The organism is Goodfellowiella coeruleoviolacea (assembly GCF_024171785.1).
In the GTDB taxonomy this organism is placed as follows: domain Bacteria; phylum Actinomycetota; class Actinomycetes; order Mycobacteriales; family Pseudonocardiaceae; genus Goodfellowiella; species Goodfellowiella coeruleoviolacea.
This window is the reverse complement of record NZ_JAMTCK010000009.1, coordinates 204,101-226,219: the sequence shown is the minus strand read 5'-3', so window position 1 is coordinate 226,219 and position 22,119 is coordinate 204,101. Positions and strand designations below refer to the sequence as shown.

General features: G+C 74.5%; 18 protein-coding genes. 8 read left to right on the top strand and 10 right to left on the bottom strand.

Annotated elements, in window-relative coordinates:
• The first annotated feature begins 54 nt into the window (after window positions 1–54).
• From LX83_RS20690 to LX83_RS20675, 4 genes are all read left to right on the top strand, one after another.
• Window positions 55–1,410, top strand: coding sequence for a hypothetical protein (locus tag LX83_RS20690; protein ID WP_253774210.1), 1,356 nt, complete (start codon window positions 55–57; stop codon window positions 1,408–1,410).
• 77 nt (window positions 1,411–1,487) lie between these two features.
• Window positions 1,488–1,940 (top strand): tautomerase family protein, encoded by a 453-nt coding sequence (locus LX83_RS20685; RefSeq protein ID WP_253773880.1) that lies wholly within the window; start codon window positions 1,488–1,490, stop codon window positions 1,938–1,940.
• An 18-nt stretch (window positions 1,941–1,958) separates the two neighbouring features.
• Window positions 1,959–2,663 (top strand): response regulator transcription factor, encoded by a 705-nt coding sequence (locus LX83_RS20680; protein WP_253773878.1) that lies wholly within the window; start codon window positions 1,959–1,961, stop codon window positions 2,661–2,663.
• Window positions 2,632–3,696 (top strand): sensor histidine kinase, encoded by a 1,065-nt coding sequence (locus tag LX83_RS20675; protein WP_253773876.1) that lies wholly within the window; start codon window positions 2,632–2,634, stop codon window positions 3,694–3,696. Before LX83_RS20680 ends, LX83_RS20675 begins: the two co-directional genes overlap by 32 nt.
• A gap of 31 nt (window positions 3,697–3,727) precedes the next feature.
• On the opposite strand, the gene LX83_RS20670 is transcribed toward LX83_RS20675, so the two are convergent.
• From LX83_RS20670 to LX83_RS20640, 7 genes are all read right to left on the bottom strand, one after another.
• Complete coding sequence (locus tag LX83_RS20670) at window positions 3,728–4,504, bottom strand: PIG-L family deacetylase (RefSeq protein ID WP_253773874.1); 777 nt, start codon at window positions 4,502–4,504, stop codon at window positions 3,728–3,730.
• A 46-nt stretch (window positions 4,505–4,550) separates the two neighbouring features.
• Window positions 4,551–5,090 (bottom strand): DUF1697 domain-containing protein, encoded by a 540-nt coding sequence (locus LX83_RS20665; RefSeq protein ID WP_253773872.1) that lies wholly within the window; start codon window positions 5,088–5,090, stop codon window positions 4,551–4,553.
• Window positions 5,091–5,117: 27 nt separating this feature from the next.
• A complete protein-coding gene (locus LX83_RS20660; protein ID WP_253773870.1) occupies window positions 5,118–6,206 on the bottom strand; it encodes an NAD-dependent epimerase/dehydratase family protein in 1,089 nt (362 codons plus the stop codon).
• A 117-nt stretch (window positions 6,207–6,323) separates the two neighbouring features.
• Window positions 6,324–7,490: an NAD(P)/FAD-dependent oxidoreductase gene (locus LX83_RS20655; RefSeq protein WP_253773868.1), complete on the bottom strand. Its 1,167-nt coding sequence runs from the start codon at window positions 7,488–7,490 to the stop codon at window positions 6,324–6,326.
• 274 nt (window positions 7,491–7,764) lie between these two features.
• The gene (locus tag LX83_RS20650; RefSeq protein ID WP_253773867.1) at window positions 7,765–9,591 is read right to left on the bottom strand and encodes an FtsX-like permease family protein; all 1,827 of its coding nucleotides are present in this window, start codon (window positions 9,589–9,591) and stop codon (window positions 7,765–7,767) included.
• A gap of 5 nt (window positions 9,592–9,596) precedes the next feature.
• Window positions 9,597–10,343 (bottom strand): ABC transporter ATP-binding protein, encoded by a 747-nt coding sequence (locus LX83_RS20645; RefSeq protein ID WP_253773865.1) that lies wholly within the window; start codon window positions 10,341–10,343, stop codon window positions 9,597–9,599.
• Window positions 10,340–10,867 carry a PadR family transcriptional regulator gene (locus LX83_RS20640; RefSeq protein WP_253773863.1) on the bottom strand — a complete coding sequence of 176 codons (528 nt, stop codon included), beginning with the start codon at window positions 10,865–10,867 and terminating at the stop codon, window positions 10,340–10,342. Before LX83_RS20640 ends, LX83_RS20645 begins: the two co-directional genes overlap by 4 nt.
• Window positions 10,868–11,073: 206 nt before the next feature.
• Between LX83_RS20640 and LX83_RS20635 the strand changes: the two genes are divergently transcribed.
• Together LX83_RS20635 and LX83_RS20630 are read left to right on the top strand one after the other, a co-directional pair.
• Entirely contained in the window at window positions 11,074–12,111 is a 1,038-nt protein-coding gene (locus LX83_RS20635) for a lysylphosphatidylglycerol synthase transmembrane domain-containing protein (protein ID WP_253773861.1), read from the top strand.
• Window positions 12,111–14,372, top strand: coding sequence for a bifunctional lysylphosphatidylglycerol flippase/synthetase MprF (locus LX83_RS20630; RefSeq protein WP_253773859.1), 2,262 nt, complete (start codon window positions 12,111–12,113; stop codon window positions 14,370–14,372). Before LX83_RS20635 ends, LX83_RS20630 begins: the two co-directional genes overlap by 1 nt.
• A 12-nt stretch (window positions 14,373–14,384) precedes the next feature.
• Here LX83_RS20630 and LX83_RS20625 read toward each other — a convergent pair whose 3' ends face one another.
• A complete protein-coding gene (locus tag LX83_RS20625) occupies window positions 14,385–16,331 on the bottom strand; it encodes an APC family permease (RefSeq protein ID WP_253773857.1) in 1,947 nt (648 codons plus the stop codon).
• Between the two features lie 259 nt (window positions 16,332–16,590).
• Here LX83_RS20625 and LX83_RS20620 point away from each other — a divergent pair, with 259 nt between their 5' ends.
• Window positions 16,591–18,768 (top strand): alpha-galactosidase, encoded by a 2,178-nt coding sequence (locus LX83_RS20620; protein WP_253773856.1) that lies wholly within the window; start codon window positions 16,591–16,593, stop codon window positions 18,766–18,768.
• Between the two features lie 34 nt (window positions 18,769–18,802).
• On the opposite strand, the gene LX83_RS20615 is transcribed toward LX83_RS20620, so the two are convergent.
• Both LX83_RS20615 and ssuE read right to left on the bottom strand, forming a co-directional pair.
• On the bottom strand, window positions 18,803–19,480 hold the full coding sequence (locus LX83_RS20615) for a TetR/AcrR family transcriptional regulator (protein ID WP_253773855.1): 678 nt from the start codon (window positions 19,478–19,480) through the stop codon (window positions 18,803–18,805).
• Between the two features lie 68 nt (window positions 19,481–19,548).
• Entirely contained in the window at window positions 19,549–20,109 is a 561-nt protein-coding gene (gene ssuE, locus LX83_RS20610) for an NADPH-dependent FMN reductase (RefSeq protein ID WP_253773854.1), read from the bottom strand.
• A 763-nt stretch (window positions 20,110–20,872) separates the two neighbouring features.
• Here ssuE and LX83_RS20605 point away from each other — a divergent pair.
• On the top strand, window positions 20,873–22,105 hold the full coding sequence (locus tag LX83_RS20605; RefSeq protein WP_253773853.1) for an acyl-CoA dehydrogenase family protein: 1,233 nt from the start codon (window positions 20,873–20,875) through the stop codon (window positions 22,103–22,105).
• Window positions 22,106–22,119: the final 14 nt, after the last annotated feature.

Here is a 22,119-nt window from a genome sequence, read left to right as displayed (position 1 = left end):
CTGACAGCCGCCGCCGACCGGTTCAGGCCAGCCCCTGACCAGCCCTAGGCTCGCCTGGTGCCCCTGCCCGAAACCGCCGTGACCGCGCCGGCACCGACGCGCCGCACCGGCGTGCGCGCCGACCTGCTCGCCGGGGGCGCGGCCGTGCTGCTGGTGGCGGCGGCCAGCGCGGTGGGCCAGTACCTGAACCAGCACACCGGGGTGCGGATCTTCGCCGGGGCGCCACCGCTGTTCGGCGTCTGGCAGCCGCACCTGGGTCCGGGCACCCCGCTGGCCGTGCTGGTCGCGGTGCTCGTGGTGACCCGGGGGCCAGACCTGGCCTCGGCCCTGCCGTGGCCGCGGCTGCTGCTGGCCGGCTACGCCACCGCGGTGGCCTGGACGCTGGCACTGGCCACTGTGGACGGTTGGCGGGTCGGTGTGGCCGGTCGGCTCGCCACCACCGACGAGTACCTGCACGAGGTCGGCGGAATCACCGACATCGGCGCGCTGCTGCGCGGGTTCGCCGGCCGCGTGCTGGATTTCCAGCCCGACTCGTGGACCACGCACGTGGCCGGCCACCCCCCTGGCGCCACGCTGGTGTTCGTGTGGCTGGACCGGATCGGCCTGTCCGGCGGCGGGTGGGCGGCGCTGTGCTGCGTGCTGGTCGGCTCGCTCGCCGCGGTGGCCGTGCCGGTGGCGCTGCGGGAGCTGGGGGCGGCGCGCGCGGCCCGCGCCGCCGTGCCGTTCGCGGTGCTGTTCCCCGGCGCGGTGTGGCTCGGGGTGTCCGCCGACGCGGTGTTCACCGGCGTCACCTCGGTGGGGGTGGCACTGCTCGCGGTGAGCGCGGCGCGCCGGCTGGTGCTGCCCGGGCTGGCCGCCGGGGTGCTGTTGGGGTTCGGCCTGTTCCTGTCCTACGGCCTGGTGCTCATGGCCGTGCCCGCGCTGGCCGTGTGCCTGCTGGCCCGCGACTGGCGGGCCCTGGTGCTGGCCGGGCTCGGCGCCGCCGCCGTGGTGGCGGTGTTCGCCGCCGCCGGCTTCTGGTGGCTGGACGGCTATCACCTGGTCGTGGCGCGCTACTACCAGGGCATCGCCTCGGCCCGCCCGTACGGGTACTGGGTGTGGGCGAACCTGGCCTGCCTGGTGCTGGCGGTCGGGCCGGCCGCGGCCGCCGGTGTGCGCCGCGCGCTGCGGCCGACGACCGCGCGGGCCCTGCCGGCGCTGGCCGTGCTCACCCTGGCCGGGCTCGGCGCCGTGCTGCTGGCCGACGTGTCCGGACTGTCCAAAGCGGAGGTGGAGCGGATCTGGCTGCCGTTCGCCGGGTGGCTGGTCGCGGCGTGCGCGCTGCTGCCCGCGCCGGCCCGGCGGTGGTGGCTGGCCGCCCAGGCGGTGACCGCGCTCGCCGTGAACCACCTCGTGCTGACCAACTGGTGATGCTGGTGCTGGCTCGGTCACCCCGCGTAGCGTGCCCGGGTGGGACCGCGCTGATCGACAACAGGGAGTCGCCCGCCATGCCGATGATCCAGTTGACCGTTCCCGCCGGGGCGCTGACCCCCACCGGCCGCGACAGCGTCCGGCAGGAGCTGGCCGAGGCGCTGCTGCGCTGGGAGGGCGCGCCCAACACGGCCTTCTTCCGCGCCCAGGCCTGGATCTACCTGCACGAGCTGCCGCCGGGCTGCCAGGTCACGGCCGAGGACGACGCACCCCGCTTCCGGGTGGACATCACCGTGCCGGCGGGCGCGCTGTCCGAGCGCCGCAAGGCCGGCCTGGTCGGCGAGGCCACCTCGATCGTGCTGGCGGCCGCCGGGCTGACCGAGGCCGACGCCCCGCGGGTGTGGGTGCTCATCCACGAGCAGCCCGACGGCACCTGGGGCGCGGGCGGGAGCATCGTCCGCCTCGCCGACCTGGTCGCCATCGCCCAGCGGGAGCGGCAGGCCGCCGAGCCCGAACAGCCCACCACCTGAACCGACCCGGGGGTGTCCATGGACGCTGTCGACGAGGCGACCGGCCGCGTGCTGGTCGTTGACGACGATGTGAACGTGCGGGACGTGGCCCGCCGGTACCTGGAGCGCGCGGGCCACCAGGTCTGGCTGGCCGGTGACGGCGAGCAGGCGCTGCGGCTGGTCGCCGAGCGCGAGCCCGACCTGATCGTGCTCGACCTGATGCTGCCCGGCATCGACGGGCTCGAGGTGTGCCGGCGGCTGCGCCGGCACAGCGCGGTCGCCGTGGTGATGCTGACCGCGCTGGGCGAGGAGGAGGACCGCATCGCCGGGCTGAGCCTGGGCGCCGACGACTACGTGACCAAACCGTTCAGCCCCAGGGAGTTGGCGCTGCGGGTGTCCTCGGTGCTGCGCCGCTCCCGCGTCCGCCCGCCCGAGGTGCGCACCGTGCTCGTGGACGGGGACCTGCGGGTCGACGTGGCCGCCAGGCAGGCGGTGCTGCGCGGTGTGCCGCTCACCCTGACCGTGCGCGAGTTCGACCTGCTGGTGTTCCTGATCAGCAACCCTGGTGTGGCGTTCAGCCGGGGCGAGCTGCTGGAGCGGGTGTGGGGCTGGCAGTTCGGCGACCAGTCCACTGTGACCGTCCACGTGCGACGGCTGCGGGAGAAGGTGGAGCAGGACGTGACCCGACCCAGGCGGATCACCACGGTGTGGGGTGTCGGCTACCGCTACGACCGGCAGGGCTGAGCCGACCGTGCTGGAACACGCGCTGCACATCGCGCCGTACGCCATCGCGTTCTCCCTGCCGGTCGCGCTGCTCGGCGCGATCGTGCTGCGGCTGCTGGGCGAACGCTCCCTGGTCGCCTCGACCACCGTGCTGGTGCTGGTGCCGCTGGCCGCGGAACTGGCCGGGGTGCTCGGCGTGACCGGCTTCATGTTCACCCCGACGCTGACCGTCACCCTGCTGGTGTGCCTGCTCACCGCGGTGGTCACGGTGCCGACCGCGGTGCTGCTCGGCCGCGCCATCGCCCGGCGCAGCGTGTGGGAACGCCAGGCGCGGGACCGGGAACGGGCGGCCGAGGCGTCCCGCCGGGAACTGGTCGCCTGGATCAGCCACGACCTGCGCAGCCCGCTGGCCGGCATCCGGGCGATGGCCGAGGCGCTGGCCGACGGCGTGGTGGTGCGGCCGGACGAGGTGACCGACTACGCCGACCGGATCGGCACCGAGACCCGCCGGCTGTCCCAGTTGGTCAACGACCTGTTCGAGCTGTCCCGGATCACCGCGGGCGCGCTGCGGCTGACCATGTCGGCGGTGCCGCTGCCCGAGGTGGTCAACGACGCGGTGACCGCGCAACTGCCGGTGGCCCAGCGCAAGGGCGTGGGGCTGCGCGCGGACGTGTCCGGCTGGCCGGTGGTGCTGGGCAGTGACCCAGAACTGGCACGGGTCGTGCGCAATCTGGTGTCCAACGCGATCCGGCACACCCCGCCGGACGGCACCGTGGCCGTGCGCATCGACACCGCCGGCGCGGAGGCGCTGATCCAGGTCGACGACGCCTGCGGTGGCATCCCGGAACAGGACCTGTCCCGCGTGTTCGACGTGGCGTTCCGCGGCACGGCCGCGCGCACCCCGACCACCGACCCGGACCAGCCGGCCGGCGCCGGCCTGGGGCTGGCCATCGCCCGGGGCCTGGTCGAGGCGCACCAGGGGCGGATCGTGGCGCACAACCACGGACCGGGCTGCCGGTTCGAGGTCCGGCTGCCCCTGGCCCCAGCGTCCTGATCGGACAGTTGTCGGGTGCTGCCCGCGTGGGTCAGCGGCGGGCCGGATTCCGGCCCGGCACCGGGATCTCGGCGAACCACTCCCTGGCGAACAGCAGTCCGAAGACCGGGGCCGGCAGCCGGAGCAGCGCGGCGAACACCCGGGCGCTGCGCCCGGTCCCGGTCACCTGCGAGCGGTGCGCGGCCAGCGCCGCCCGTTTGCGCGCCGCCCACCGCCGCACCGGGATGGCGTGGGTGATGTCGGCGCGCGGGGTGTAGGCGGTGCGCAGCGTCCGCGCGTCGTAGCCGAACGGCAGTCGCAGCAGCCGGGCCGCCCGGCCCAGTCCGGTGACCAGTTCCCTCGGCATGGTCGCCGCCAGCAGCCGGGGCACGCCGGCCAGCTCGGCGGCGCGCACGCCCACGCGGTGCGCGGCGATGTGGTCGCGGTGGCCGTAGCCGCCGCTGGCGTCGTGGACCAGCAGCACGTCGGCGTTTTCCGCGCGCAGGATCACCGCGAGCCGCTCGGCCGCCTCCTCGGTGTCCGCGCGGGGAAACCGCACCCGGTCGGGCGGGTCCGGGTAGAGGTGCTGGCCGCCACCGCCGTTGGCGTAGCCGAGGCACTCGACCCTGGCCACGCCGAGCACGGCCGCGCTCGCCCGCAACTCGGCCAGCCGGGGTGGCTCACCACTGGCCGGCCGGGCGCCCATCAGCCCGTCGGTGGCGACGACGAGCACCGTCCGGTGGCCTTCGGCCGCTGCCTGGGCGAGCGTGCCCGCCGCGGTCAGCACCTCGTCGTCGGGATGGGCGAGAAAAGCGACAACCGTTGCCATGCGGCCATTCTGGCCGGCTACCCAGGGTCAGCGGCGCGCACCCGGCTCAGTCGCCGGCCATCGCCAGCAGCGCGGTGACCGTCCGCCAGTTGCGGGTGGTCGCCGGCACGCCCGAGCGCCGCTCCCAGAACGCGTTGTTCAGCGTGGTCCGGCCGTAACCCGCGGGGCAGCACAGGTAGACGTCCCGGCCGCGCACGGCGAACTCGTCGGGACGCGTGTCCGGCACGGGGCGTTCCGACCAGCGCGCCGGATCGGGCGGCTCGGCCAGGAACGTCACGTGCAGTGCGGCCGGGTCGGCGCCGCGCGCGACGAACGGGTTGGCCGCGACCAGTGCGCGCAACTCCGCGGCGTCGCGCAGCAGCACGCGCACGGCCAGGCCGAGTTCGTCGGCCAGGGCCGCCTCGATGTCGCCGGCCAGCCGCGCCTGGTCGGTGCTGGCGGTGGCGAAGACGACGTTGCCGCTGCGCAGGTGGGTGCGCACGGCCGAGTGTCCCAACGCGACGAACAGGCCCGCCAGTTCGGCCATGCCGACCTTGTTGCGGTTGCCGAGGTTGATGCCGCGCAGCAGCGCCACACAGGTGTTCACGCTGGTTCCTTCCGTTCCCCGCCAGTATCACCCACCACCGGCGGCCCCGGTCACGCCGACGCTGGCGGGCGCGCGCAGCGGGTCGGTGGCGAACGCCGTGACACCCTCGGCGAACCCGACGCGCGCGGTGAACCCGAGCAGGCGGCCGGCCTTGGCCGGATCGGCCACCACGTGCCGCACGTCGCCCGGCTGGGCCCCGCCCACCACCCGGGGGCGCGGCCCGCCGCAGGCCCGCGCCAGCTCGTCGGCGAGTTCCCCCACGGTGTGCGACACCCCGGAGCACACGTTGACCGCCTCCAGGGTGTGGCTCGGCGCGGTCGCGGCCACCGCCAGCACGTTGGCCGCGGCCACATCGGTGACGTGCACGAAGTCCCGCCGCTGCCGGCCGTCCTCGAACACCCGGGGCGCCTGGCCGCGCTCCAGCGCCGAGCGGAACAGCGACGCCACCCCGGCATAGGGCGTGTCCCTGGGCATGCGCGGCCCGTACACGTTGTGGTAGCGCAACGCCCAGCCGCTGCCGCCGGTCTGCCTGGCCCACGCCGCCGCGTAGTGCTCCTGGGCGAGCTTGCTGGCCGCGTAGGTGCTGCGCGGGTCCAGCGGCGCGTCCTCGGGAACCAGGTGTGACTCCAGCGCCGCCCCGCAGTGCGGGCAGGGCGGCTCGAAGTGGCCGGCGGCGATGTCCACCGCACGGCGCGGCCCCGGGCGCACCACGCCGTGGTCGAAGCAGGCGTACCGGCCCTCGCCGTAGACCACCATGGACGAGGCGAGCACCAGTCGGGACACGCCGGCGGCGTGCATGGCGGCCAGCAGCACGGCCGTGCCCAGGTCGTTGTGCGCGGCGTAGTCCGGCGCGTCCGAGGGCGCGACCCCGTGCCCCACCATGGCGGCCTGGTGGCACACCACGTCAACGCCGCGCAGCAGCCGGGCCAGCAGGTCCGCGTCACGCACGTCGCCCACCACCAGGCCGTGGTCCTCGGCCCACGCCGGCGGGCCGGCCGCGCCGTGTGCCTGTGGCAGCAGGAAGTCCAGCGCCACCACGTCGTGGCCGGCCGCAGCCAGTGCGTCGGTGACGTGGGAACCGATGAACCCGGCCGCTCCGGTAACCAGTACTCGCATGCCAGCCACGCTAGGCACCGATCCACGGCACCGGTGACGTCCCGGCCGCGACGTCACCGAACCGTCAGGGTTTGCCCGCTCCTGGCCGGCCGCAGCTCGGGCGCGACCGGCGGGTGTTCACCGCGGCGCGGTGTGGTCGAGTCCCACCACCCGCAACGCGGCCCTGGCCGCGAGCACCCCGCTGTTGATCGAGATCTCACCGCGCATGCCCGGCGCGGCCACCATGTCACCGGCCAGGAACACGTCACCGCCGCGCTCGATGGCCGGCCGGTCCCGCCAGGTGCGCCCGGGCAGGTCCAGCGCGCCGGTCCGGCCCTTGGCGGCTGCCGTGCGCTGCCAGGTGGTGCGCTCCCGCCAGCCCGGCACGGCCAGGTCGGCGAACCGCTCCAGACGTTGCCTGGCGTCGGCCAGCCGCTCCCCGGCGCGCACCGGCATGTCCAGTTGGAACAGTGACTCGCCCTGCGGCGCGACCGTCGGGTCCTGTGTGGAGTAACACTCGTGGAACCCGCCCTCGTCCAGGTCGAACAGGATGAACCGGTCCCGCCGGCTGGTTCGCACGGCCAGGTCGAGCAGCACGCAGTGCCCGCTCTCCCAGCGCAGCGACTCGTCGCCGAGCAGCGCGCGGGCCGCGGCCAGTTCGGTGGCCACGATCGTGGGCTGGTCGGGCAGGTCGGTGACGCGCGAGCACAGTTCCACGCGCACGCCCAGTTCCCTGGCCCTGGCGGCCATCCGGTCGACCAGGGCCTGCCAACCGCCGACCAGCCAGCGCACCGCGGGTGGTTTGGGCGCGAACACCCGGCGGAAGATGTCCCAGACGAAGGCGGCGGACAGCCGTCCGGTGTCCGCGTCGTAGGTGGCCACCCCGATGGCGCTGGCCGCGGCGCGGGCGGCGACCTCGCCGTAGCGGTGCGCGGCCCAGGTGTGGAAGTCCTGGTCGACCGGTGCGGTCCGGCCCACGTCCAACACCATCCGGAGGAATCCGGCCGGCGGGCGCAGCCTCCGCCGGCCGTCCCGGCGGAACCCGACCCTGGCCAGCGCGCTGCCCGCCGGCCAGCCCAGCGGACCGATCAGCCCGCGCTCCGCCAACCACGTCCAATGTGGACCGTCCTGGTACAGGACGTGGGCGCCCTCGTGGGCCACGTACGGGGGCTGCGTCGCGCGCGCCCTGCCGCCCAGGCTGGCGTGCGCCTCGTGCAGGGTGACGCGGGCACCCGCCTCAGCACACGTGATCGCCGCGACCAATCCGGCGATGCCGCCGCCCACAACCGTGATCTCCCTGGCCATTGCCTCACCTTCCGCCGTGCGTCGATGCGGTGTCGGCTGGTTGACGAGGCGCCCCGACGGGGTGTGACAGTGGCGTACCTCACGCCGTCCGCGCGTGGTGGGCCGCGGCGTGCGCCAGGCACTCGGCCGAACCACATCGCACACGATGTCCGTGCACTACGCATGCGCTTCCCGGGGTCGCTGACCGGCGCCGCCCAAGCAGTGGGTGGCCGCCCAGCCCACTGCGTTGGCCGGCTCGCCCACCAGCGCGGACGCGGTGAGACAGCGGTTTCGCTCAGAGGACGTCGGTCACGGGACGGCGGCCGCCGAGGTGGGCGGGAACAGCGGTGAGTCCCGCCACCGCCAGCACCGTGACCAGCATGAGGGTGATCAACTGCCACGGCACGGGAAGCGTGGTCTTGTCGCTGTCGCCGCCGGTGATCCCGTTGATGGCGGCGAACAGCAGGAAGCCTCCCGGGAAGACACCCAGGACGGCGCCGACGAGCGCGGGCAGCACCTGCGCGGTCGCCAGGGCGACGGACACCTCCCGCGGGGTCGCGCCGAGGGCGCGTGCCAGCGCCGACGCGTGCCGGTTGTCGAGCACGGTGGCCCAGGTGATGACGATGGCGTTGACCGCCGCCAGCAAGAGCAGGATGACCGTCCAGACTCCGAGCACGTGACGCAGCACGGTCACCTGGGCGTCGCTGTAGGCGCCGGTGCCCGGCTGGTTGCCGAGGAAGGTGTTGAGCACCATGAGGACGTAGATCCCGCTGACCGTGACCGCGATGCTGGCCATGCCCAGCACGACCCGTCGCGGCCGGCGGGCGGCGACCCGCAGGGCGAGCAGCAGCGGGACTGGTAGGCGCGTCGAGAGAGCGATCAGCCACCCGGTGCGGCGGGGTGGGCGTGCCGCGTCGGCCAACGCGCTGACGGTGCTGGTGCGCGCGCCGCGCACGGCCGGAACAGCGGTCGCCACCACCGCGACGCCAAGGGCCACCGCGGTCACCACGCCGACCGTGGACACGGTCAACGACGCCGTCCCCGCGCTGCCAACAAGACCCGCGCTCGACTCGGTGAGCAACGGAGCGGCCAGTGCCCCGATCACCAACCCGGCCGCCGCCGCGACCAGGGCCACCAGGAGGTACTCCGCGAGCAGCACGGCGGCGACCAGCCCCGGTGTGCCGCCGACCGCCTTGAGCAGCCCGACGCGTCGGGTCTGATCGGCCATCCGGCCACCGACCAGCACCGAAAGGCTGGCCACGGCGAGCAACCCGAGCAGCCAGGCGCCGATCAACAGCAGGATCTGGGAGTCCCGGGCCAGTTCCGTCGCCGCGGCGAGGATGCTCTGCCAGGTCTGCATGCGAATGGCACCGCTGTGACCGCCGGCGGTCGCGTCCACGAACGCCTGAGCGCCCTCCGGGTCGGCCAGCTTCAGGTTCAGCACATAGGAGATCGGGGCCTGTGCCGCGGCGAGACTCCGCACGTCCGCCTGGGTGAGCCAGACCAGTCCAGGGTTGTGCAACAACGCTTGCGGCAGGTTCTGGTCCTCCGGAATGGCGCCGTTGACGCACCCGCCGGCGACGATGCAGGACGCGCCCGGGTAGGGCGGCATGGCAGCGGTGACCGCGAGTCCGACGACCTCGAAGGACCGGCCGCCCAGCGTCACCGGGTCGCCGACGCTCGCGCCGAGCGAGTTGGCGAAGGCGGCTTCGAGCACCGCGCCGCCGTCGCTGACCCAGCTGCCCTGCGTCACCTCCGGCTGGTCGACCACCGCGACCGTCGCGTCCCGCCCCTCGACCTGCACGTCCGACGTCCGGCCGGACACCTCGAGCTTCCCGCCGATGACGGGGTACGGCCCACTGTGCTCGGTGACGCCAGCCGCGGAGGCCAGTTTCTCGAGGGCGGCGAGGTCGGTGGAGCGGCCGACGCTGGCGACCACGTCGGGTCCCGAGGTCGCCGCTCGGGTGCTCTCGTACGGGTCGCTGGCGGCGTCACGGAGAACCAGTCCGAGCGTCAGCGTCGTGGTGGCCGCCAGGATGGCGATCAGCAGAAGCGCGGCCTCGGTGCGGCGCCGCCGGAAGTCACGCAGCGCCAGCCGGATCACGAGGAGGATGCGGCCCATGCCGGTCAGTCCCCCAGTCCGACGAGTGCGCCGAGCTTCCCGGTGGTGCCTCCGGTCAGCCGGGTCTCGTCCACGAACGTGCCGTCGCGCATGGAGAACATCCGGTCCGCGGTGGCCGCGATCCGCGCGTCGTGGGTGACGATGACCAGTGTCTGCCCGTACTCGTGCAGTTCGTTGAAGAGCTGGAGAACGTCCAGGGTGGCGGCGCTGTCCAGGTTTCCGGTGGGTTCGTCGGCGAGCACGACCAGCGGTTGGTTGCTCAACGCCCGGGCCACCGCGACCCGCTGCCGCTGACCGCCGGACAGCGCGGAGGGCAGGAAGCGGGACCGGCCCGCGAGCCCGAGCTGATCCAGCAGCTCTTCCGCACGCCGCCGGGCGGCCCGCGGCGAGTGCCCGGCCATCAACGCCGACAGTTCGACGTTCTCCACGGCGGTGAGTTCCTCCATCAGGTGAAAGGACTGGAAGACGTAGCTGATGTCAGCGCGCCGCATCCGCGACAGTGCCTTCTCGCTCAGGTTGTCGACGCGGCGGCCGTTCAGCAGCACCTCGCCACCCGAGGGCCGGTCCAACCCGCCGAGCAGGTGCAGCAGGGTGGACTTCCCACAGCCGCTGGGGCCCATGATCGCCACCGTCTCCCCCGCGCTGACGTCGAGATCGACCCCGTCGACGGCACGCACCAGTCCTTCCCCCTTGCCGTACTCCTTCCGCAACGCACGGGCTCGTAGCACGGGTGTGTCAGTGGCCTCGCTCACGATCCACTCCTTCGGTGGGTCCAGTTCTTCTCACATGCCTCGAGCCAGCGCAGGTCCGCCTGAAGCCGGAGCACAACGCCTTCCAACAACAACGCCGCCTTCGAGTGCTCAGGCTCGGCCAAGGCGGCCCGCTGGGCGTCACGCAGCCGGCGCAGCAGCTCCCGCCGCTGGGTGTCGACGACGGCGATCGGATCGGCCAGCCCGGCCGACGCGGCAGCGATCAGCTTGAGGTGGAACTCCGCGAGATCGGGCCGGGGCCAACTCACCTCGGCGATCCACTCGGCGACGCGTTGCTGCCCCTTCGGGGTGAGTGCGTACACCTTGCGATCCGACCGGTCGGCACCGTCGGCGGACTTCTCGGCCGCCAACAGACCGGCCTTCTCCAGCCGGGTCAGCGTCACGTAGATCTGCCCAGCGTTCATCGCATCACCGAGTGGGCCGAGCGCGTCGCGCAACCGCGCGCGCAGCTGGTAACCGTACGACGGCTCCTTCGCCAGCATCGCCAGCACCACTTCCTGCTGCACCGACCCTCCCTATATAACGGTTAGCCATAGGGTCTAACGGTTATCCCCCTGCCGTCAAGCCTGTGATCACATCCCAGCCCGACCGGTGCCCGTCGCCGAAAATCCGGCCGGGCCCCGGCTGTGCCGTCCCGCCGGGCGGGTACCCGTTGGAGGCACGGTGGTCGGGTCGCGGTGCGGGGGTGGGGTGGCGCTGGCAGGGTGGGGGCATGGGCGGCCGGTGGGTGCGGGTCGCGGCCGGGGTCGCGGTGGTGGTCGTGCTCGCGGTCGTGGTGTGGCTCGGCCGGGCCGAGTTGCCGGCGACGTGGCGGGCGCTGGGGCAGGCGCGGCGCGACTGGTTGCTGGCCGGCGGCGTGCTGCTGGTGCTGTGGTGGGCGAGCTGGCTGCTGACGCACCTGGCGTGTCGGCGGGTGACCGGGGTCGGTGGGTACCACGAGGTGTTGACGCTCACCCCGGTGACGCTGGCGGCGGTGGCGCTGAACCTGGTGGTCAAGTCGGGCGGGTTGGCCGGGCTGGCGGTGTTCGCGGCCGACGCCAGGCGGCGGCGGCTGACCACCGGTGGGGTGACCGGGGCCTACCTGGTGGCCACCCTCATGCAGGAGGTGGCCTTCGTGGTGGTGCTGCTCGCCAGCACCGCGGTGGTCGTGGCGGACGCGCGGATCACCAAGGTCGAGGTGGCCGCGGTCGTGGTGTTCCTGGTGACCACGGCGCTGCGGGTGGCCGCGCTGGTGGCGGCGGCGCGCAGCCGGGAGCTGGTGGAGCGGTTGTGGACGCTGCCGGCCCGGGTGGTGGACCGGCTGTTGCGGCGGCCGGCGCGCACGCACGACACCACCGCGGCCGACGAGCTGTTCGAGGCCATGCAGTTGCTGCGCCGGGACTACCGGGACGCGGTGCCGGCCCTGGGGTTCGCCCTGGGCATCGACGTGTTCGGCGCGGCCATGCTGTGGGCGTCGCTGGCCGCGGTGGGCGGCGGTGACCGGCCGGTGGTGGCGCTGGTCGCGTACAGCATCTCGGCGGTGTTCGGGATTCTCGGGTTCCTGCCGGGTGGGCTGGGCTTCGTGGAGGTGGGCGCGGTCGCGGTGGTGGCGTCGTTCGGCGTGCCGGTGGGCGTGTCCGCCGCCGCGGTCATCGTGTTCCGGGTCTACGAGTACTGGCTGCCGGTGCTCGTCGGACTGGTCCTGTCCTGGCTGCTGGCCAGGCGGTGGGGCCGGGTGTCCGGATCGGACCGGCAGCGCGCGCGGCGCTGATGTCCACCGACCGGGTCGAGGGGTGGGTCCGCCGGGTCGTCGCCGGGCTGGTGCTGCTGCTCGGCGGGGTCGACCTCGCGCTGGCCGCCGCCGGTCGGCCGGTGCCGCGCGCCGGGCTGTTCGCGGTGGCGTACCCGGTGAGCGTGGTGGGTGGGGCGCGGTACCTGCTGCTGGCGGCCGGGCTGACCGCGGTGCTGGTGAGCCGGGGGCTCAGCCACGGCCGGCGCCCGGCGTGGTGGGCGGCGCTGGTCGCGGCCGGGGTGTCGCTGCCAGGCCACCACCTGCGCGGCGGCGACCTGGTCGGCATGCTGGTGGCCGCGCTGGCGCTGGCGGCGCTGGTGGGCGCGGCGCGGTTGTTCGCGGCCAGGGCCGACCCGGTCCTGCTGCGCCGGGGTGTCGGCGTTCTCGTGGCCGGTGAACTGGCGGTGCTCGGCTATGCCGTGGTCGGCCTGTACTGGCTGCACCTGGAGCCGCCCGAGACCGGCCGGGCGGCGTGGGCCGTGCGCGACGCGCTGCGGCTGCTGTTCCTGTTGCCCACCGAGGCCGCGCCCACCACCCACCACGGCCACTGGTTCGTCGGGTCGGTGCGGGTGGCGGCGCTGGTGGTGGCCATCGTGGGGCTGAGCCGGCTGGTCGCGGCCGTGCTGGGCGAGCCGGGCCAGCACCGGGACCGGGACCGCGTGCGGCGGCTGCTGGACGCGTGGGCCACCGACTCGCTGGCCTACTTCCACCTGCTGCCCGACAAGAACTGGGTGTTCAGCGCGGACGGCGACGCGTTCGTCGGGTACGCGGTGGTGGGCACCGCCGCGGTCGCGCTGGCCGGGCCGGTCGGCGCGCCCGGCTCCCGGCGGCAGGCCGCGGCCGAGTTCCACCGGATGTGTGTCCGCAACGGCTGGACGCCCGTCTTCCACCAGGTCGACGAGGCCGACCGGGTCGAGTTGGCCGCGGCCGGGTGGAAGTTCCTCACCATCGGCGAGGAGGCCGTGCTCGACCTGACCACGTGGACGCTGGATGGCCGGCCGCGCAAGGGCCTGCGCTCGGCGCTGCGCCGCTGCGAACGGGCCGGCTACCGGGTGGTGGACCTGGCGCAGCCGATCGACGAGTCCACAATGGAGCAGCTGGCCGCGGTGTCGGACAGCTGGCTGGCCGCTGGCGGGCACCGCGAGCGCAGGTTCACCGTGGGGCGGTTCGATCCGGCCTACCTGCGGGACACCCGGGTGGTGGCGGTGTGCGACGCGGCCGGCACCGTCCAGGCGTTCGCCAACATCCTGCCCGCGTTCCAGTCCACTGTGGCCACCTTCGATCTGATGCGTCGGCGGCCGGACTCGGTCAACGGCACGATGGACCTGCTGTTCGTCGGCATGGTGGACCGGTTGCGCGCGGCCGGGTTCACCGGCATGAGCCTGGGACTGGCACCGCTGTCCGGCACGGCCGAGCCGACCGGGGTGGCCGACCGGGCGCTGCGGCTGCTGCACGACTACGGCGAGCGGGTCTTCCACTTCGCCGGGCTGCGCGCGTTCAAGGCCAAGTGGTCGCCCCGCTGGGTGCCGCGCTACCTGGCCTACCGCTCCGAGGCCGACCTGGTGCGCGCGGCCTCGGCCGTGGCCAGGGTGGGTGAGCTGGTCGACCCGAGGGGACCGCTCGGCCGGGCCGTCGCCCTGCTCCGCCGGTTCCCGGTGACCGCGGCCTTCGCCGCGGTCGAGCTGTGGCTGATGGTGGTCACCGCGCTGGACGTCCGGGTGCAGGGCGCGCTGCTGGCGCGCTTCGGGGTCAGCTGGCACGCGCTGGCCGCCGGCCGGGTGTGGGTGCTGGTGACCTCCCCGCTGGTGCCGGCCGAACCGGGGCTGCTGTGGTCGAACCTGGTGCTGCTGCTGGTGGTGCTGCCGCTGGCCGAGTGGCGGGTGGGCAGCCGCGCCGTGCCGGTGGTGTTCTTCCTCGGCGACTGGGCCGGCACGCTGCCCACGGTGCTCTGCGCGCACCTGGCCGCGCTGGCCGGGGTGGCCGGCGCCGCCGAACTCGCCTCGGTGCCCACCGCGGGTTCCTCGGCCGGGTCGGTGGCGCTGGCCGCGGCCGTGCTGTGGACGCTGCCCGCCGGGTGGCCCCGGCGGGTGGGCGTGGCCGGGTTGCTGGTGGTGCTGCTGGCCCGGGTGCTGCTGGCCGGGCACCTGTTCGACGTGCAGCACCTGGTCTCGGCGCTGGCGGTGCTGGCCGCGCTGGCGGTTCGGGACACCAGGGCGGCGCGCACCACCCGGCCGGGGTAGTCGCGGCCGGGGTCAGGGCGTCGGCGTGGTTCTCCTGGTGGGCTCGGGATGTCTGGGCGCGGCGATGTCCACTTCGGACAGCCAGCCCTGGTCGGCGCGGCCCAGGTGGTAGGGCACGCTCACCACGACCACGCCCGGGGTGGCCATCAGCCGGGCGCGCAGCCGCAGCGCGCTCTGGTTGTGCAACAGGTTCTGCCACCACCGGGTCACCACGTACACCGGCACGAACACGGTGACCACGCCGGCCGGGTCGCTCTGCCGCAGCCGGCGCACGTGGTCGACCACCGGCCGCACCAGTTCCCGGTAGGGCGAGCTGAGCACCAGCAGCGGCACGTCGATGCCGCGCCGCTCCCAGTCCCGGCACAGGGTCCGCGTCTCGGCCTCGTCCACCTCGACGCTGACCGCGTCGAGCCGGTCCGGCCGGGTCGCCCTGGCCAGGGCGAGCGCGTGCAGTGCCGGCTGGTGCAGCCTGGACACCAGCACCACCGCGGTCACCCTGGGCGGCAGCGTTGGCAGGCCGCCCGGTGCGGACACCTCGGCCTCGAAGCGGCGGTAGTAGACGCTGATCGAGCGCATCGCGAAGAACAGCACGACCATCGCGACCACCGCGAGCCACGCGCCGTGCGGGACCTTGGTGGCGAACACGACGGCCAGCACCACCGCGGTGAGCAGCGCGCCGACCGCGTTGATCGCCTGGGCCCGGCGGAGGCCGGTGCGCCGGGCGGGATCGGTGGTGCCGGCCAGTTCCCGCTTCCAGTGCCGCACCATGCCGGCCTGGCTGAGCGTGAAGCTGGTGAACACGCCGATGATGTAGAGCTGGATGAGCCGGTCGATGTTGGCGTTGAAGGCGAGCACCAGCACGGCGGCGGTCACGGCCAGCAGCAGGATGCCGTTGCTGAACGCCAGCCGGTCCCCCCGGTTGTGCAGCTGCCGTGGCAGGTAGCGCTCGCCGGCCAGGATCGAGGCCAGGGTGGGGAACCCGTTGAACGCGGTGTTGGCCGCCAGGATCAGGATGCCGGCCGTGGTGGCCTGCAACAGGTAGTACAGCACCGTCGCGTGGCCGAACACGCTGGCGCCGATCTGGGACAGCACCGAGGGGCTGCCGCTGGGCACCGCCCTGGCGTGGATCTCCAGCGCCAGCACGGTGATCCCGGTGAACAGCACGGCGGCCAGCGCGCCCATCACGGCCAGGGTGGTGGCGGCGTTGCGGGCCTTGGGTTTCTCGAACGCGGGCACGCCGTTGCTGATCGCCTCGACGCCGGTCAGCGCGGTGCAGCCGGACGCGAACGCGCGCAGCGCCAACGCCAGCGTGAGGATCCCTCCGGTGTGGACGGTGGGTGGCTCGGACAGGATCGGCGCGTCGGACGGGGGCAGCCCGGTGGTGACGGCGCGGACCGCGGCGACCACGAACATCAGCAGCACCACGGCGACGAAGCCGTAGGTGGGGACCGCGAACACCCGGCCGGACTGCCTGGCCCCGCGCAGGTTCACCAGTGCCAGCAGCACGATCAGCAGGGCGGTGATGGTCGCGGTGTGCGGGACCAGTTCCCGGAACGCGGAGGTCACCGCCACCACCCCGGCGGTCACCGACACCGCCACGGTCATCACGTAGTCCACCAGCAGCGCGCTGGCCGCCACCAGCGCGGCCTGCTCGCCCAGGTTGTCCCGGCTGACCGCGAACGCGCCGCCGCCGCTGGGGTAGGCGTGGCAGGTCTGCCGGTAGGAGGCGACCACCACGACCAGCACCAGCACCACGGCCGCGGCCACCGGCACGGCCAGCGACAGGAAGACCGCGCCCAGCGCGAGGGTGAGCAGGATCTGTTCGGTCGCGTAGGCCACCGAGGAGATGGGGTCGCTGCAGAACACCGGCAGCGCGAGCCGCTTGGGCAGCAGCACCTCGCCCATCCGGTCGGTGCGCAGGGGTCGTCCCACGAACAGCCGCTTGACCACGCTGACCACGTCCGCCCTCCCTCCCCGCCAGGCACCGGACGGCCGGGCGTCCGGACCGCCGGACCGCCCGCCAGCGCCAGTGTGCGGCGCCGGCCCGGCTGTCGCTGGCCAGCCCCGGTGACCGGGCGCGCGACCGGTGCGGCCGGGCCGGTCGGGGTTGCCCCTCGGGGGTTGGGCGGGGCGGCCGTTCGCCCTACGCTCCAGCCTGAGCCGGCCGCCCCGGCCGGTTCCGCCCGTTCCGGTTGGTTGAGCCTGGGAGGCCATGGCGATGAGCACCGACGTTGTCCTGTTGCGCGCGGCCGGCACCGCCTTACTGCTGGACACGGCCGGATCGGCGGTGCCGAGGGTGCTGCACTGGGGCGCCGACCTCGGTGCGCTCACCCCGGGCGAGGTCGCGCAGCTGCGGCACGCCGCCACGCCGACGGTGCAGTCCAGTGCGGTGGACACGCCGATCTGGCTGACCCTGCTGCCCGGTGAGGCCGAGGGCTGGTCCGGGCACGCCGGCCTGACCGGGCACCGCGAGGGCATTGCCGCGCTGCCCCACTGGACGGTGTCGGAGGTGCGGGCGCTGACCCTGGCCGGCGAGCCGCTGCCGGCCGAGCACGCCGACGGCGGCCAGGTGCTGGTGCGCGCCCACGACGAGGCCGCCGGCCTGGCCGTGGAGATCGAGGTCCGGCTGGAGGCCGGCGGCCTGCTGCGGGTGCGGCACGCCGTGCGCAACACCGGGGTGGGGCCGTGGACCCTGGACGGGCTGCGGGTGCTGCTGCCGCTGCCCGCCGAGGCCGGGGAACTGCTCGACCTGACCGGCCGGTGGTGCCGGGAGCGCAGCCCGCAGCGCCAGCCGTTCACCCTGGGCAGCCGGGTGCGGACCGGCCGGCGCGGTCGGACCGGCCACGACGCGCCACTGCTGCTGGTGGCCGGCACGCCCGGCTTCGGGTTCCGCTCCGGTGAGGTGTGGGGCGCGCACGTGGCCTGGAGCGGCGACCACGTGCACCTGGCCGAGCGGCTGCCGGAACGCGCCGGCCAGTCCTCGGCCGTGCTCGGCGGCGGTGAGCTGGTGCGCCCCGGCGAGGTGCGGTTGGCCCCGGGCGAGCAGTACCGGACGCCGTGGGTGTGCTTCGCCTGGTCGGACCAGGGACTGGACGGGCTGTCCCGGCGGGTGCACCACTGGCTGCGCGGCCGGGACCGGCACCCGCGCACGCCCCGGCCGGTGGTGATCAACACCTGGGAGGCGGTCTACTTCAACCACGACCTGGACCGGCTGCGCGCCCTGGCCGACACGGCCGCGCGGGTCGGCGTGGAGCTGTTCGTGCTCGACGACGGCTGGTTCCGGCACCGCCGCCACGACCGCGCCGGGCTCGGCGACTGGACGGTCGACCCGCAGGTGTGGCCGCAGGGCCTGCACCCGCTGGTCGACCACGTGCGCTCGCGGGGCCTGCGCATGGGTCTGTGGGTCGAGCCGGAGATGGTCAACCTCGACTCCGACCTGGCCCGGGCACACCCGGACTGGCTGCTGGCCACGCCCGACCGGCTGCCGCTGGAGTGGCGCCACCAGCACGTGCTCGACCTGGCCCGGCCCGAGGTGTCGGCCTACCTGCTGGACTGCCTGGACGCGCTGGTCCGCGAGTACCGGCTGGACTACCTGAAGTGGGACCACAACCGGGACCTGCTGGAGGCGGTGCACGCGCGCACCGGTCAGGCCGGGGTGCACCGGCAGACCCTGGCGGTGTACGCGCTGCTGGACGCGTTGCGCCAGCGCCACCCGGCACTGGAGATCGAGTCGTGCTCCTCCGGCGGCGGCCGGGTGGACCTGGGCGTGCTGGAGCACACCGACCGGGTGTGGGCCTCGGACACCAACGACCCGCTGGAGCGGCAGCTCATCCAGCGGTGGACCACCCTGCTGCTGCCGCCGGAACTGGTCGGCAGCCACGTCGGCGGGCCCACCGCGCACACCACCGCCCGGGTCACCGACCTGCACACCCGCTGCCTGACCAGCCTGTTCGCCCACGCCGGCATCGAGTGGGACATCACCTCGGCCAGCGCGGGGGAACTGGACCAGCTGGCCGCGTGGACCCGGACCTACCGCGAGCTGCGGCCCCTGCTGCACAGCGGGGACGTGGTCCGCGCCGACCTGCCCGACCCGGGCGCGCTGCTGCACGGCGTGGTCGCCGCCGACCGGACCGAGGCGGTGTTCGCCTACGTCCGGCTGACCACCGTGCCGGAGGCCCGGCCCGGCCGGGTGCGGCTGCCCGGGCTGGACCCGGCCAGGCACTACCAGGTGGCCGTGCGCACCGACTTCGGCAGCGCGCTGACCGGTGACATCCACCCGCCGGCGTGGTGCGCCACCGGGGTGACCGCGCGCGGCTCCGTGCTGGCCGCCGCCGGCCTGGAGATGCCCGCGCTGCACCCGGGCCACGGCCTGCTGCTGCACGTCCGGCCGGCCTGAACCGACCGCACGGCCCGGCCGCACCGGCCAGTGCTCAGTCCTGGTCGGTGCGGTCCCGGGCGGTGGGGTCCTGGGCGGTGGGGTCCTGGGCGGTGGGGTCCTGGGTGGGGGTGGCGGTGCCGAGCCAGCCGCGGATCAGCAGCTCGGCCGCGTCGGCCACCACCTCGTCGCCGATCTCGTCGGGGAACAGCAGCCGCTGGATCAGCAGCCCGTCGCCCAGCGCGTGCACGATCAGGGCGAGGAACGCCGGGTCGGCCGGGGGTGTGCGCCCCCGCTCGGCGAAGGCGTGCGCGATGCCCCTGGTGTGCGCGTCGCGGGCGATCGCCTCCCCTTCGGCCACCCGTGGCCGGATCTCCGGGTTGCGCAGCGCGTACAGCATCAGCTCGGTGCGCAGCGCCAGCCACTCGGTCAGGTGCTCGGCGCGGTCCCGGTGCCACGCGCGCAGCGCCGTGAACGGCTCCGGGTGCTCGCGCAGCGCGCTCAGCTCGGCCCGCTCGGCCAGGGTTCGCCGGGTGAGCAACGCCACGACCAGCTCGTGCTTGTCCTCGAAGTTGCCGTAGAACGCGCCCCGGCTGTAGCCGGCCCGCTCGGCGATCTGCTCGACCGAGGCGCCGTTCACGCCCCGCTCGGCGAACAGTTCCGCCGCGGCGGTGAGCAGTCGCTCCCGGGTCTGTTCCCGGCTCTCCTCCCGGGTGAGGCGCCTGCGTGCCACGTCCGTCCCCAATCCTGCGTGTTCCCGCACGATTCAAACACGGACAGCGGCGGCACCGGCGCCGGTGGTCAGGCGCTGCGGGCGATCGCGGTGGGCCGGCTGGGCGCCTGGTAGGCGTGCCGGAAGTCGTCCAGGATGCCGGTGAGCACGCGGTCCACGTCGGGGTGGACGACCAACTCGTCACCGGACAGGGTGAGCTGGCTGTCCAGCAGGAAGTAGCTCTGCACCACGTGCCTGGCGCCCAGTGAGTGCACCACCGGCCGCAGCGCGTAGTCCAGGGCGAGCACGTGCGCGGTGGTCCCGCCGGTGGCCAGGGGCAGCACTGCCTTGCCGGACAACGCGAACTGCGGCAGCAGGTCGAGGAACGCCTTGAGCAGCCCCGAGTAGGCGGCCTTGTAGGTCGGGGTGGCCAACACCACGGCGTCGGCCCGCTCCACCGCGGCGAGGGCCCTGGCCAGCGCCGGTTCGGCGGTGTCGGCGTGCAGCAGTGCTTCGGCGGGCAGGTCCCGCACCCGGATGTGCTCGACGGCGGCGCCGGTCGCGGCCAGCCGGGCGAGCACGTGACTGGCCACCCGGCTCGTCTTCGAGTTGGCGGACGGGCTTCCGGAGATGGCGACCACTGTGGACATTCAGTCTCCCGGTCTGGTGTGGCGGACGGGCGCGCGGCGGGCCGCGAACTGGCGCGGTCCGGTGCTGCGGCCGAGCGAGGCGGTGCGACGATGGCGGAGGTGGCGGCGGTGGCGGTCGCCGGGTTGGTCGGGGCGGTGGTGGTCGGGGGCGGTGGCACCGGGCCACATCCCGAACGTAAGCAGCGCGGGGTGAGTGGTCAACAGCCTCACCCAGCCGTTCCACCTGCTGAAATCAGCGGCGATTCCTTACCCCAGCGGCATTCCGCTGTCCATCGCCGATCCGGTGCTCCCACATCCTGTCACCGCCTTGACAAGCCGGCCCCGCACGCCGGATTCCTGCCCGGCGCGCGGGGATTGCCCGACGCCGCACCGGATTGCCGGGCCGCGCGCGGCGATGCCGTTGCCGGGGGCGGTCTTCCCGGAACCTCCACCCGCGGAACCTGTCTGGCACCGAGGGTTCGTGGTGCCGCTCGGGCGCGGTGGCCGCGGCCCGCGCACCGCTGTCCACTGTGGCCGGTGACACCCCGTCCCTGGCCGCCCCTGGCCGCGCCCCGGGCCCGAACGGCGCGGGCCGACCGCCGGAGCGCGGTGGGGCCATAAACCTGAGTTATCGCTGGCCCTGGGCCCGTCGGGCTACCCGCGGTCACCGGCTGGTGGCTGCGGGTTGGCCGTGCCCGCCTGGTGGCCGCCACCGCCGCGTGTGGATGCCAACGATTTCGTCGCGGTCGTCGGCGGACCGGCCCGCGCGCATTACCGTTCGCTCATGACATTCGGCCACCCTGTGGGTGAGTTCGACCCGGCTCCGCTGCGTGCGCTCACCGCCGAACTGGCTCGCACCGCACCGGTCCACGACGCCGACGCCACCTTCCCCCTTGAGGGCATCACCGCCGTGCACCGCGCCGGTGTGCTGACCGCCACGGTCGGCCAGGCCTACGGCGGCCCCGGTCTCGGCGTGGGGCAGACCGCCCGGTTGCTGGCCGCGCTCGGCGCCGGCGACCCGTCCGTGGCGCTGATCACCGCCATGACCCTGTTCCAGCACTTCGGCCAGGCCACCCGGCCGCACTGGCCGCCCGAGCTGTACGCCGAGGTGGTGCGGCAGTCCGCGGCGCAGCCCACCCTGCTCAACACGGCCCGCAGCGAACCCGACCACGGCGGGCTGCCGGAGACCGTGGCCAGGCGCACCGCGTCGGGCTGGGCGATCAGCGGGCACAAGCGGTTCGTCACCGGCGCCGAGGGCCTGAGCTACGTGCTGGTGTGGGCGCGCACCGACGAGCCGGTGCCCCGGGTCGCGACCTTCGTGGTGCCCGGCGGTCTGGAGGGCATCGAGATCGTGCGCGAGGCCAACCCGCTGGGCCTGCGCGCGAGCGGCGCGCACGACGTGCTGTTCACCGACGTGGAGATCCCCGCCGACAACGTGCTCGACCCGCTGGAGGAGTCCGGCGCGCAGCAGGACAACCTGGCGCAGGCCCGGCTCGGACTGCCGCTGGCCGCGATCTACCTGGGGGTGGGCCGGGCGGCCCAGCGGTTCTTCCACCGGTTCGCGCACGAGCGGGTGCCCCCGGCCGTGGGGCGGCCACTGGCCAAGACCGAGCGGTTCCGCGTCGCGGCCGGTGAGATCGAGGTGCTGCTGGCCGGCGCCGAGGAGCTGCTGTTCGGCCTGGCCGACCGGCTCGACCAGGGCGCGGCCCCGCCCACCGGCACGGTGCTGGCCGCCCGGGTGCTCGCGGTCCGGCAGATCGTCTCCGCCGTGCAGACCGCGGTGGAACTGCTGGGCAACGCCGGGCTGAGCCGGGAGCACCCGCTGGAGCGGCACTTCCGGGACGTGCAGTCGGCCCGCACGCACGCGCCGCAGGAGCACACCGTGCTGACCGGGATCGGCGCGGCCGTGCTGGCCGCGTCCCAGCCGAACGCGGTGGTGCCCGCGGCGCAGCCGGCCGGGCCGCCGCCGCAGGCCGAGCCGGAGCCGCACGGTCACGCCGGCCTGATCACCCGGTGACGCGAACCGCCTGG